General features: G+C 32.3%; 12 protein-coding genes. 1 reads left to right on the forward strand and 11 read right to left on the reverse strand.

Annotated elements, in window-relative coordinates; all coding sequences use genetic code 11:
• Positions 1-2: 2 nt before the first annotated feature.
• From AC1Q5Z_RS20285 to AC1Q5Z_RS20305, 5 genes are all read right to left on the reverse strand, one after another.
• The gene (locus tag AC1Q5Z_RS20285; RefSeq protein WP_492446589.1) at positions 3-1,454 is read right to left on the reverse strand and encodes a TolC family protein; all 1,452 of its coding nucleotides are present in this window, start codon (positions 1,452-1,454) and stop codon (positions 3-5) included.
• Between the two features lie 87 nt (positions 1,455-1,541).
• The gene (locus AC1Q5Z_RS20290) at positions 1,542-2,657 is read right to left on the reverse strand and encodes an efflux RND transporter periplasmic adaptor subunit (protein ID WP_492446590.1); all 1,116 of its coding nucleotides are present in this window, start codon (positions 2,655-2,657) and stop codon (positions 1,542-1,544) included.
• A 38-nt stretch (positions 2,658-2,695) separates the two neighbouring features.
• Positions 2,696-3,961, reverse strand: a complete 1,266-nt coding sequence (locus AC1Q5Z_RS20295; protein ID WP_198854469.1) for an ABC transporter permease — start codon at positions 3,959-3,961, stop codon at positions 2,696-2,698.
• A 2-nt stretch (positions 3,962-3,963) separates the two neighbouring features.
• Positions 3,964-5,208, reverse strand: coding sequence for an ABC transporter permease (locus AC1Q5Z_RS20300; RefSeq protein WP_198854470.1), 1,245 nt, complete (start codon positions 5,206-5,208; stop codon positions 3,964-3,966).
• The gene (locus AC1Q5Z_RS20305) at positions 5,201-5,902 is read right to left on the reverse strand and encodes an ABC transporter ATP-binding protein (protein ID WP_198854471.1); all 702 of its coding nucleotides are present in this window, start codon (positions 5,900-5,902) and stop codon (positions 5,201-5,203) included. The genes AC1Q5Z_RS20300 and AC1Q5Z_RS20305 overlap by 8 nt, the downstream gene beginning before the upstream one ends.
• A 178-nt stretch (positions 5,903-6,080) precedes the next feature.
• Here AC1Q5Z_RS20305 and AC1Q5Z_RS20310 point away from each other — a divergent pair, with 178 nt between their 5' ends.
• A complete protein-coding gene (locus AC1Q5Z_RS20310; RefSeq protein WP_492446592.1) occupies positions 6,081-7,487 on the forward strand; it encodes a DUF4403 family protein in 1,407 nt (468 codons plus the stop codon).
• A gap of 150 nt (positions 7,488-7,637) precedes the next feature.
• On the opposite strand, the gene AC1Q5Z_RS20315 is transcribed toward AC1Q5Z_RS20310, so the two are convergent.
• The 6 genes from AC1Q5Z_RS20315 to AC1Q5Z_RS20340 all read right to left on the reverse strand — a co-directional run bounded on the left by AC1Q5Z_RS20315 (position 7,638) and on the right by AC1Q5Z_RS20340 (position 13,373).
• Positions 7,638-8,342, reverse strand: coding sequence for a hypothetical protein (locus AC1Q5Z_RS20315; RefSeq protein ID WP_492446594.1), 705 nt, complete (start codon positions 8,340-8,342; stop codon positions 7,638-7,640).
• Between the two features lie 442 nt (positions 8,343-8,784).
• Positions 8,785-9,213 carry a hypothetical protein gene (locus tag AC1Q5Z_RS20320; protein WP_492446596.1) on the reverse strand — a complete coding sequence of 143 codons (429 nt, stop codon included), beginning with the start codon at positions 9,211-9,213 and terminating at the stop codon, positions 8,785-8,787.
• 165 nt (positions 9,214-9,378) lie between these two features.
• Positions 9,379-9,780 (reverse strand): hypothetical protein, encoded by a 402-nt coding sequence (locus AC1Q5Z_RS20325; protein ID WP_492446598.1) that lies wholly within the window; start codon positions 9,778-9,780, stop codon positions 9,379-9,381.
• A 16-nt stretch (positions 9,781-9,796) separates the two neighbouring features.
• On the reverse strand, positions 9,797-11,206 hold the full coding sequence (locus AC1Q5Z_RS20330; protein WP_492446599.1) for a hypothetical protein: 1,410 nt from the start codon (positions 11,204-11,206) through the stop codon (positions 9,797-9,799).
• 6 nt (positions 11,207-11,212) lie between these two features.
• Positions 11,213-12,670 carry a T9SS type A sorting domain-containing protein gene (locus AC1Q5Z_RS20335; RefSeq protein WP_492446600.1) on the reverse strand — a complete coding sequence of 486 codons (1,458 nt, stop codon included), beginning with the start codon at positions 12,668-12,670 and terminating at the stop codon, positions 11,213-11,215.
• 64 nt (positions 12,671-12,734) lie between these two features.
• Entirely contained in the window at positions 12,735-13,373 is a 639-nt protein-coding gene (locus AC1Q5Z_RS20340; RefSeq protein WP_492446602.1) for a hypothetical protein, read from the reverse strand.
• Positions 13,374-13,378 lie beyond the last annotated feature (5 nt).

Genomic DNA, 13,378 nt, shown 5'->3' on the forward strand with positions numbered 1-13,378 from the left:
AATTATTTTGTAATAATTGGAACGATTGGAATTCCGAAATAAAACTCTAATATTTTAATTTTAAACATGTAATCATATTTTGTTCTAATTACATCAGACTGTGCATTAGTCAATAATGTTTGAGCTTGTGTAAAATCAAATGAGTTCATTAAACCAACATCATATTTTTCTTTTGCATAATTGTAAGCCTGCTGTCTTGCTTCTAAAGTTACAGTAGAAGATTCGTAAGTATTTAAAGCTCCTCTTGCATCTGTAAAAGCAGTATAAACGTTACGTTGCAAATCTAAACTTTTTTGCTCTAAATCTATTTTAGATTTTTCTAAACTTACTTTATTACGTTCTACATTATTACGGACTGAGAAACCATTAAAGATAGGAACAGAAAGTTGGAATCCGAAAGATTGTCCCTTATTATCGTTAAACTGATCAAAAATTGGATCTGCTTTTCCTAAAACAGGCACATAATTATTTTGTAAAACAGCTTGATTAGTTCCTTCAACAAAACCAATTTGAGAAGTTGGGTTTGCTGTATTTGGTGTAGATCCAGTTATAACATCAGAATAACTTGCTCTGGTATTAAAGCTATAGAAAGCGCTCAAAGTTGGCTGATATGCTCCTTTGGCAATAGCAACATTTTTCTCTGCTATTTCAAGATTTGCCTGCGCTAATTTTAGCTCTGTTCTTGTTTCTTTAGCTTTATTATAAATGTCAATTGGACTTTGAGCCAAGATGTTATTTTCATCCATTGCATTAGTATCGTCTACTACATCAAAATCTGCAAATTCTTTTAATTGCAAAAGTTGCGCTAAGCTCAATTTAGAGATTAACAAATTGTTTTCAGAAACTGCGATATTTTGTTTATCTGTTGCTACAGTTGCTTTCAAATCAAATAAATCCCCACGCGGAATGGTTCCTGCATTTACCATTTCTTCAGAACGGGCAAATCTTTTCTCATCGATTATTAACTGTTCTTTTTTTACTTTTAAATCTTCTTTATTAGATAAAATCAGCAAAAACGCACTGGCAACATTTAGAGAAATATCTTCTTGCATTTTTAACAATTGATACTGCGAAGCAATAATTGACAATTTCGCTTTTCTAAGGGTATTTTGATTCTGAAGACCTTTATAGATATCTACTCCAGCATTTAATCCTACAGAAGAATATTGTGTAGTTGAATTACGTAAAATACCAGTTGTAACATCCTGGTTCAAACCAACGTTCCAAGAGTGAGAAGCGCTACCATTTACAGAAGGAAGGTATCTTCCATATGCCGCTTTCTTATCTATATCGGCATTTTTCAAGTCCAATTCTGACTGTTTGATTGTGATATTATTTTCGAGTGCATATCTAACACACTCTTCTAAAGTCCATTGCTTTGATTGCGCCTGTCCAGTTAATCCGAAACCGAATAACATTGCAAAAAACAGACTATTATATTTGTTTATTTTCATATACTTTTAATGAAAGCGCAGTAAACCGAACTACGCAAATTTAACGTTTTTTAAAACCAAAAAAGATTCTTAAACTTTCAAACTAAATTATTTTTTTTCTCCTTCATTGATTAAGCCTTGATTCCAGATTTTAATTTTATCTGAGTCCTTTATACCGCTTTTAACTTGAACGTAGATTCCGTCACTAACCCCAAGAACCAAATCTCTTCTTTGAAATTTCTGTGGAGCAGTTTCAACTTCTACATAAGGCTTTTGTGTTTTTTTGTCAAATTGAACCAAAGATTCTTTTAGTGCTAGAACTTTGTCTGCTTTCTCCAAAATAATTGAAGCATTAGCGCTTAAACCAGCTCTAATAAAAGTATCATCTCTGTTAATCATTTGTGCTTTTATTTCAAACTGGATAGCACCATTTTCTGTAACTCCTTTTGGCGCAATGTAATTTAAAACGGCATCAAACTTTTTATTTTCGATAGCACCAATTGTAATCTCAATTGGCATTTTTTCTTTAATTTTTCCAACTTCAGATTCATCGATTTTTCCAATAAAAATCATTCTTCCAACATCGGCAACACTTGCAATTGTAGTTCCTTCGTTAAAGTTATTACTTTCGATAACTTGGTTCCCCACTTTTACAGGAACGTCTAGCACCATTCCATTAACTGTAGAACGAATTAATGTATTGGCATAACTACCCAAAGAAGAAGTTGTTCCTGTTTTTACTATATCTAAACTTTGTTTTGCAGCCAGATAAGTTTGTTTAGCCTGATTGTATGCTACTTGAGCTGCATCAAAATCATTTGCAGAAATTACATCTTTTTCAAATAATGTTTTTTGTCTTTTATAAAGCTTTTCCTGATTATCTAAAGCTATTTTAGCTGTTGTAACCTGATTCTGTGTACTGCTTACATTCGAAACATTTGCTACAACTCTAATTTTAGCAATCATATCACCAGCTTTGATTTTTTCTCCAGCTTTGATGTATACTTCTTCAATAATACCTGAGATATTTGGTTTAATTAAAACCTCTTCGTCAGGCTGAATATTACCTGTCGCAATAGTATTTTTTACGATAGTTTTAATTTCTGCTTTTTCCGTTTTAAATACAATCGGCGATTCTTGATTTTTAGCATACAAATAGTAAAGCGCGCCAAAAAAAACAATTGCAATAAATATTAAAATGGTAACGGTTACTCCTTTTTTCATTTGTTTTTGGTTTAATCGATTTTATTTTGATTGATAATTTATTCTGTTCTTAATGCATCTACGGGCTTAATACTAATAGCGGTCTGCGCGGGAATAAAACCTGCAAGCAATCCTGATCCTACTAATATTAATAATGCCACAAATACAACTCTCAAATCTACACTTGGATTGGCAAACATGGTGTTGCTTCCTGGCGGCATAGAATCTAAAGCCATATTTAAGAGTGCTATAATTCCTGTTGCAACAGCAATTCCGAGCATTCCAGAAATGATTGTTAAAAATATAGATTCTAATAATATTTGTCCTCTAATTGCTCCAGGAGTTGCACCTAAAGCTCTTCTGATTCCTATTTCTTTTGTGCGTTCTTTAACCACAATTAGCATGATATTGGAAATCCCAATTACTCCCGAAATCAAAACTAATGTTCCAACAAAGTAGGCAATTACTTGAAGGATGTTAAATAGACTTTGCACTTTATTAAACTGTTCGTACAAATCAAAATTTCCAACCGCACGATCGTCTGTTGGATTAACAGAATGCAACGCTTTAATTATTTCTAATATTTTTGGTTTTAAATCTGTTATAGATGAGTCATCATTTGCTGTAAGCGCCATCCAGCCCACTTTGTCTCCATAATTAAAAGCCTGCTGAAAAGTTGTAAACGGAATAAATATATTTTTTTGATCCTGTTCTGCATTACCTCCTTGCTGTTTGGATTTATAAACTCCAACCACCATAAAGTTTATGCCGTTAATTTTAATATAAGTTCCTATACATTCCTCCTCTTTACCATAAAGTTCGCTAATAACACCTTTACCAATTACAGCAACTTTTCTTCTTCCTTCAATATCCTGTTGATTTACAAAACGGCCTTTAATAATATCCATTGGCTGTTGCTTAATCAACTCTGGATAATCTCCATAAACTGTAAAAGCGGAGGTTTTAGTTCCTCTAACGACATTATTGCTTCCGTTAAAATCTCCTAGCTGGTTTCTTGGAGAAACGTATAGCAAATCTGGAATAGCTTGTTTTAATGCCGCAACATCACTATTTCTAAAATCGTAACGTCGTGTTTTTGGCAAACCTTTGTAGGCCTTTGATGTTGTCTGACTCCACATAAACATAGTATTTGTCGCAATGCCATCAAAACCTTTTTTTACACCGTTTTCAAGTCCTTTTCCCGCAGCTAGCAATATCACCAAAATGAATATTCCCCAAAACACTCCAAAAGCAGTTAGAACTGTCCTGAATACATTTGCTGTTAAAGCCTGTAATATTTCGTCCCAATTATCTTTACTAAACATGATTATTCGTCTCTAAGTGCTACAATAGGTTTAATTTTGGCTGCTCTGTAAGCTGGGAAAAATCCCGCCATTGCTCCTGCAAAAACAAGTAATACCAAAGTAGTTAGAGCAACACTAAAATCTACTTCAGGATTTCTGAAATATTCACTTTGAACCATCGGCCCAACAAATTCCAACAACATAAGGCTTGCCAATAAGCCGACAAAACCTGCAATGGTCGTAATAAAAATCGATTCATGAAGAATCATTGTAATAATAGAAATAGGTGAAGCTCCTAGCGCTTTTCTAATTCCAATTTCTTTTGTTCGTTCTTTTACAATAATAAGCATGATATTACTAACACCAACCACACCTGCTATAATCGTACAGATACCTACCCACCAAAAAAAGAGTCTGATATATAAGTTTAAATCGTAAAACTGCTTAGCGTCTTTAACAGAGTTATACACTCCTACACCACTATCATCGTCAGGAGCCACCACATTTTTACTCTTTAACAAGTCTTTTAAATCTTGTGTAAATTTTTCTGATTGAGCCAAAGCTTCATCATAATCGTTTGTCTTTTTTAGGGTAAAAAACAAGTTGCTAATTTTATCTCCACCACCAAATGTTTTCTGAACTGTAGTCAATGGCAAATAAGCACGAGTCTCTTCTCTTTCTCCTCCTGGATCTGTAAAAACACCAACTACTTTGAAGTTAATATTATTAATTAGGATTTCCTCTCCAATTGCCTCTTTATCTTTAAGCAAATCGGTTTTTAGTTTCATCCCAATAACCGCAACTTTAGCGTTACTTTCTAAGTCTTTAGCATTTATATAACGGCCTTGAACTATGGTCAAATTCTCTATCCCACCATAATCTGGATTGACACCTCTAAACTGATAACTACCCGATTCTTTACCGTAAGAAAAAGGTTGTCCCCAATAATTATTTGTAGAAGCCCTTAAATCTAGTTTGTCTTCAAATTTCTGTACCGATTGATTGTAATCGCTATTTCGAAATTGAATTTGTCTCCCTGGATTTAATCCTTTGTACTCCTTTGTAGTTGTTCCAGACCATACCTCAATAATACCAGCCGCATCACGTTCAAATTGTTTTTCAATTCCGTTTTGAAGCCCCTTACCTGCACCAAGCAGAATTACCAAAATAAAAATTCCAGAAGCCACAGAAATTCCCGTTAAGAATGTTCTTAAACGATTTTTAGAAATGGCTTCAAATATTTCCTGCCAACGTTCAATATTAAACATAAGACGAAGCTCTAATTTGTTCTACTTTTTTATCATCGATAATTAATCCATCTTTTAGGACCACATTTCTTTTGCACATTGCCGCAATATCAGGTTCGTGTGTAACAATTAAAATTGTTTTCCCTTCGTCGTTAATCCCTTGTATAAGCTCCATGACCTCATAAGAAGTTTTGGTATCAAGAGCTCCCGTTGGCTCATCTGCAAGCAATACTTTCGGATTCGAGGCTAATGCTCTCGCAATAGCAACACGTTGTTTCTGACCTCCAGAAAGTTCGTTTGGCAAATGGTGAGCATGAGTTCCTAAACCTACCTTTTCCAAATACTTCATTGCTATTTCGTAACGTTCCTTTCTTTTAATACCTTGATAATATAATGGCATTGCAACATTATCTAATGCTGTCTTGTAATTGATCAAGTTAAAAGATTGAAAAACAAAACCTAAAAATTTGTTACGATATTTTGAAGCAATCGTTTCGTTTAATTTCTTTATAGGTGTTTTGTCTAAAATATAACTTCCAGAATCAGCTTCATCCAAAATTCCTAAAATGTTAAGAAGTGTTGATTTTCCTGAACCTGATGACCCCATGATTGCAACTAATTCTCCTTCTTCTATATTAAAATTTATTCCTTTTAATACATGTAATTCTGAACTTCCCATTTTATAGGATTTGTGTAAATCTTTTATTTCAATCATGGTATTGTTAAATTTTTTAGACAATAATAACATTTTTATTAAGTAATTTATGATAATAAAAAGTTAATAATTATGTTACCTATTTTGTATTAGACTTCCTTTTTTACTTATTGTTACACTTTTTTAATAAAATATGATTGTTTTTGTAATTTTACCTTGTCTAAAAATTCATATTAAAATGAAGCTTACTTCTATTATTTCAATGTTTTCGGTGCTTGCCGTATTAACAAGCTGTTCTTCAACTTCAAAATTAGAAACATTAAAACCTGAACCAGACGATGCCAGTCCGCTCGTTTATGACAGTAGTCCATCATTCATCAACCTTCCGATTACGATAAAACTAAGCGATATCGAAAATCAAACAAATTCTCTTCTTAACGGAGTGATTTATGAAGACAACAACATCGAAGATGATGATATTCAAATTAAAATCTGGAAACAGGCTCCTATCAAAATTCAGAACGATCCATCAAATCCTAACAAAAGAATTAGAACCATTTTGCCGCTTAAAGCGAATATCAAGTATAGAATCGGAACAAAAAAAATGGGGATAGAGTTGTACGACGTTAGAGAATTCAATCTAAACGGAGTTATAACCTTATCTAGCGAAACAACTTTAAGCAATTGGAAATTAACTACAAAAACGGAGTTCAAATCGCTAAATTGGAATGAAAGCCCAACAATGACCATATTTGGTAAAAATATGCCAATTACTTATTTAATAAATCCGGCTATTTCTATTTTTAAAAGCAACCTAGAAAAAGAAATTGACGGGGCAATTGAAAAATCTATGGACTTTAAGCCTAACGTTCTTCAAGCGGTTGAAAAAATCTGTACTCCTTTTCAAATGAGCGACACATATGAAAGTTGGCTTCGTATTGTTCCTATTGAAATTTACTCAACAAACGCCAAGCTTAAAAACGATTCTTTTATTCTTGACATGGGAATGAAATGCAATATGGAAACCATTGTTGGAAAACAACCAGAATCTAAATATAGTGCAAACAAAATTGCTTTAAAACCAGTTGCCAAAATTCCAAGCCAGATTTCTGCAAATATTGCCGCTATTTCAAGTTACGTAGACGCTTCTAAGATTATGACCAAAAATTTTGTCGGTCAGGAATTTGGTTCAGGAAGCAAAAAAGTCACAGTGAAAAATGTTTCAATCTGGCATAAAGACGGAAAAATGGTTATTGCATTAGACGTTTTAGGATCTATAAACGGAACTATTTATTTAAACGGATTTCCATCATATAATCCTCAAACGAAAGAAATTTATTTTGACAAATTAGATTATGTTCTAGATACTAAAAGTAAATTAATGAGAACTGCAAACTGGCTTGCACAAGGATATATTTTAAGAAAAATGGAAGAAAACTGCCGCTATTCAATCCAGCCTAATTTGGAAGAAGGAAAGAAAAGCATGGCAGGTTATTTAAAGAATTATTCTCCAATGCCTGGTGTATTTGTAAATGGAAAAATGGAGGATATTCAATTTGATAAAATACAGCTAACCAATCAGGCAATTATAGCTTTCATCAAAATAAATGGAACGGTAAATGTTTCTGTAAACGGACTTAAATAATTAGTCTACAATTAAACACATCATAAGCCTCTAAAATCTAATGATTACAGAGGCTTATTACATAGACTTATCTTGTTTAAACGCATCATATCATCCAATGCTCTGATAACTTTTTTTCATACTGAAAAAAAGCATTAAAGATATTTTTCTCTAATTGTTTTTATAAAACGTCAGAACCTTTTTAGTCAAATCAAGTTTTGCAATTCCGCCTCTCATTCCAACAAAAACATTTTTGTTATTGAATACCGCAATTGAATTTGGATCTAAATAACGCCAAAATGTGTTTTCGAAAATCATTTCTTTTTTAAGATCGTTGATAATATAAAAATTTTTATAACCAGCAACGAAAATTTTATCTTGATAAATAGTAAAGGCTTGAGGCACATCATCAAAATCTAATATTTTTTTATAACTAATATCAGCACCTGAAGTGTCAAGCTCATACAAAGCACCTGGACTATTATGCATAACTGAAATTCCTTCAATAAAATAGATTTTATCTTTATAGCTAAATATAAATTTTATGTCTCCATCCTTTATTGTAAAACATTTTTTTTCACTTTCTGAGGGTACAAAAAGAAGTTTTCCTCCCCATTCTGCAAGATTTATTCCAACAAATTTGCCATCTAGAGTTTTGATTTCACATATTTTGCTTTCCTTATATTTTGAGACTTCTAGCTTTTCGTCTGTAATAAAAACTTGAAATTCATTTTCTGAACTGTGTAACTTATCCCACTCAACACTCCAGGCTTTTGGCGGAATTGTTTTTTCGAATGCCTTGGGAACATCAATACTATTTTGCCCGAAGCTTTTTAATATAAAGAAGGACAAGAAGAATACAATAAAATTTTTCATGAAAAAAAAGTATTTAAATTGTTTGATTTTAATATTTATGCTTGTATTTCATTAGAATTCCAGAGCCGTATTTTAGAGGATATTTTTACAATAATTACAAAATCAATTTATCCATTATTAAAAGTCTTTTGAATTCCATTATTTTAACCGAAGAGGCATTTTTTCTCTAATCATTTTTATAAAAATTTAAACTTTTTTTAGTAAGATCAAGTTTTACGATTCCACCTCTCATTCCAACAAAAACATTTTCGTTATCAAATACTGCAATTGAGTTTGGATATAAAGAGCTCCAAAATGTGTTTTCAAAAATTACTTCTTTTTTAAAATCCTTGATAATATAAAAGTTTTTATAACCCGCAATAAAAATTTGATCCTGATAAATAGTAAAGGCTTCTGGCGAGTCATCAAAATCTAATATTCTTTTATAACTGATAGTAGCACCTTAAATATCAAGCTCAAATAAAGCCCCTTCACTAGTAATCATATGCGTAAGTCCTTCAATGAAATAGATTTTATCCTTGTAGCTGAATATAAATTTTATATTTCCTTCTTTTATTACAAAACTTTTTTTTGCACTTTCTGTTGGTACAAAAAACAGTTTCCCACCCCATTCACCAACATTTATTCCAATAAATTTGCCTTCTGGAGTTTTGATTTCACATCCTTCGCTGTAATTATATTTTGCAACTTCAAGTTTTTCATCTGTAATTGAAACTTGAAATTCATTATAAGGATTGATTAACTTATACCATTCATCACTCCGAAGTCTTGGTGTAATTTCCTCTTTGAATGGCGTAGGAATTTCAATACTATTTTGTCCAAAGCTTTTTAATATAAAAAAGGACACTAAGAGTAAAATATAACTTTTCATAAAAAATATTAATTAAATTGTTTGATTTTAATAATACTAATTGGTCTGTCAAAAATGAATTTATTGATATAGTAAGCTAATGCTAACTCTTGTTTTTTATTAAAAACTTTTACTAAAATTCCAGAGCCAATCTTCAATTTTGACTCTGGAGTTAAATTTTTTTTATTAATAAACAATGCTTATACGAGTTACTATCATATTTCCATATTTCTCAGCATCCGCTTTAGTCCATACAGGTTCTTTTCCTTTTGGTCTATTTTCCCAATTCCAATCAATAAAGTCTTTTACATATACAAAGAGAGCTACATTTTCAGAAATAGTTCCCTCATCTTTTCTTAATTGATCAGATGTAAGGAACATGAAAACAAACGAAGGTGGTTCATTGTTTGGAAAGGCAATTTTTATTTCGGGTTTAATTTCTTTCAATAAATCTTTTAGAGGCTTATTTAAGAATATTGCTTCATAATCTTTAAGACGAGAAACATCATTAATATTTTGAACTAATTGTTGGGAGTGCCCTATTTGCACCACAAACAATATTGCAAAAAGTTTGATTACCTTTTTCATTTTTTCTTATTTTAAATTAAACACAAGGAATTAAAGTATATACAAAAGAACCATCAGCCTGTTTAGTTTCTTTAATGATAAGCGGATAGAATTTTCCGTCATTATTTTGTCTAAAGAAAGTAATACCTGCATTATATTTATTGACAACAAAAGCCTTAGCTCTAGATTCAGATTCAATAGAATAAGATTTCATCTTATCCCAAACTTTATACATTTCTAATTTCATAAACTCAGGATAATGAGTAGGCTCTTTTGTTTTTGGATCGGTAAGATATCTTGCAGCAAAGACCTGTGCAGCTGCTAAATCGGTTACTACAGCAGTATAAACTTCGTCTTTATTTGGCAAGACAATACTACCGGTATAATTAGGATATAATTTGTTGAAAAATGCCATGTTGTACAGATCTTTACCAGAATGAATTTGATGACTGGGATGGTTATGTAAATTCAGAAAAAAACCTTGTACACTATAATTTACTTCAACACCTATTTTATCTCCCGGTTTCATGTCTGTCGCGATAATTTGTCCGCTTGAATTTTTTCCCAAAGAGATACCATACTCCTTTCCGTAAAAATCTGGAGCGCTCCTAATATCCTGTACTGCTTTTTTAAAAACAGGATTTGTACCTAAAGTAGTAAGTTCTTTAGCCACAATACAAGGATCTTTTACATTTGTCTGAGAATCATTGGCAGCAGCAATGCTTCCTGTAAAAATGATATCTTCCTCTTCGTTTATCGGTGTGCTAAAATTGATAATCCCTAAAGTTTGATAAAAACTCAAATCTATTTCTGCAATCTTAAGATTTCCGTTGGTACTGTGCTGTGAACCTTCGTATGTCGATGTTTCTGGATCGTCAAATGTGATATTGGTTATAGCCACAGGAGAATTATAAAAAACCTCCACAGTCATTTTAGAATAAATGTCTACTCCGTTAGCATCTCTTTGCGGTTCAGAAAAAGTAACCGTTCCAACCTTTTGTCCACTAACAATAAGATCTATAACTTTTTTGTTAGTGCTAGTATTAGGATCTCTCAACACCTTTATACTTTGGGTATGGGTTTGTCCGGGTTTTACTTTTTTGGTCAAAATAACCTGAGATCTGGTTTGTCGATTTGCCCCTCCACCGTTGCCAGCAGATCCCCCTCCAGTTGTTTGCCCAGGATTAGACCCTGTACTATATTGCGGGTTATAATCGTTATTACTGCCAATATAATTGTTTGGTTCATAATTCCAATAATGTGAAGCATAATCCCATGAATTATTAGATCCACCATTTCCAGGAACATTCACATTGTCTAAATCATTTATTCCATCCCAATTAAAACCACCGCCACTTTCGTTAGTTTGTGCTTTTATGGTGTTGCTAAAAATCACCATCATAAATAACAACAGGAAGCTACTGTATTTCTTAAAATTTTCTCTCATGGCTTATTATTTTATAATGGTTTTGGTATGTACTGTATCGTTTTCATGTACCTGTACGATATAAAATCCTTTTTGCAAATTGTTTGTATCTACAGTATAAGACTGCGTACCATTTTCTAAATTTGTTGCTGCGACAAGTTTTGTCTCTCCTGTAGTAACGCTGGTGAGGCTTACTTGTACTTTTGAGGGTTTATTTAAATCAAACGCAACATAAAGCTGGTCTTTGAACGGTACAGGATATACTTTTATAAAATCGGCTTTTTGTGCTGCCAGTGCCAGCATTAGCGCTTCATCTTGAGCAGAAATCTGGTTGTTTTTCGGTCTTAGAATTAAGGTAATCGGTGTACCGGGTTCTCGCCAGTAATCAATAAAACTATCTACATCAAATAATAAATATGGAATATTGTTGTAATTTTTCTGGCTAATGTTCATTCCTAAAACTTCATATTCCAATTTATCGTTTTTAAAGTCGTGAGGATACAATTGTTCTAGCTTAAACTTGAAATCTTCAACAATAAGAGTGTTTTCCTGAAGTAAGGCGTTACTCTTAAACGTTTGTCCTTCAAAATTTATAGTACATTGTAAATTACCATTGCTATTTTTACTAATAGTAAGGTCTATTGGCAAAACTCGAATAGGTGTTGCACCAGACCAATCGTACTCAATAAAACGACCTGTCCATTCTCCCAAAATTGTTTTTGGCTTTATTTTTTGGTTCTCGGCTTCATCAGAAAGGACAATTTCCCTGCTTTCAGAAATTAACTCTGAATTAATTTTTCTATCGGCTTGATTGGCTTCATTTATTGCGTTTTGAGTCTGGCTTAAAACCTGTTCGCGTTTGTCTATTTTTAAATTTCTCAAAAAAGCCACACTATTTGGAGTAGTATTTCCGTATAAATATTCTAACGCTTTTTCGATATTTTGCGGTACGCCATATCCTAAATAATAACAAACTCCCAGCCAGTGTTTTGACATTGCATAATCACTTTTTTGAAACCATTCGATTGCCTTAGTATAGTCTTGAGGTACACCCAAACCTTTTAAATACATATATCCTAAATGATACGCTGCACGCTGATTATTTTGATTTATTGCTTTCTTAAACCATCCTACAGCCGTATTCATGTTTAGCTGACAGCCGCGACCCTCGCTATAGAGTTTTCCGAGATTATATTCACCAACTGCATTCCCACTTTTTGCCGCTTTTTCGACATAAGCAAATCCTTTTGCTTCATCTTTTTGAACACCCAAACCATGCACATACATCAATCCGATGTAGTTTTGTGCAAGAGGGTCTCCAGATTCTGCACATGGAAAGATTTCCTGAAAAAGAGTTTCATAATTATTATACAGTTTTTTGCTCTCTAAAATTTTCTTGGCATGCTGTATTTTATCTTCACAATTAACTTGAGCTGTCGCGCAAAAAACAGCAAAAAGTGAAATAAAGGATAACATTTTTTTCATAGTTTTATTAGATTATTGGTTAATAATATAGTTAGTGTGTTTTTGGATTTTTATTGGGTTATGTCTAGTTCCATTCAAAACCATTGGTATTCTCACCATTTGAATCGTGATTTTTTATATTATAATCTTTACAGCGTTTCTTAAATTCTTTTTCAAAACTGAATCTTAAAATACCCAGTTTTGGTTTTTGCACTGTTTTGTCGAAACTGTAATAAGCAGTAGTTAAAAGCTGGTTTAAATGATAATTATATAGGAACTCAGATAACTTTTGTTTCTGATCTTCCTTCAAATGAGCATTATTATTGATCAAATTCTCATATTCAGGTTTTGCATCTTGCCATGCTTCATTTTTATAATCATCTACAGCAAATTCGCAGTATTCTTTATAGGTAAGAAGTCCATTGATTTTGCGTGCATAATCGTTTCTTGCATTGTTTATTTTAAAATTGTAAAGCGTACCAGGATCTTGAATACTATACGGAGCATCTGCCTGTTTCTTTTTAGTGTCTAAGTCTTTTAAGACTCGATTTCTTTCTTCGATTATTTTCAAGAGTTCTTCTGTCTTGGTTTTAGTTAAATCAGCTTTTTTAACATTTTCATAGAACCGGTCTTTTGTGCTACTTTTGGAATCATTGTAATTTTGTGCCTGTATTCCGTTTATAAAAAATAGCAATACAAGAATTTGGCATACATTTTTTCTCATAGTTT

It is taken from the genome of Flavobacterium sp. GW823-FHT06G12 (assembly GCF_058794775.1).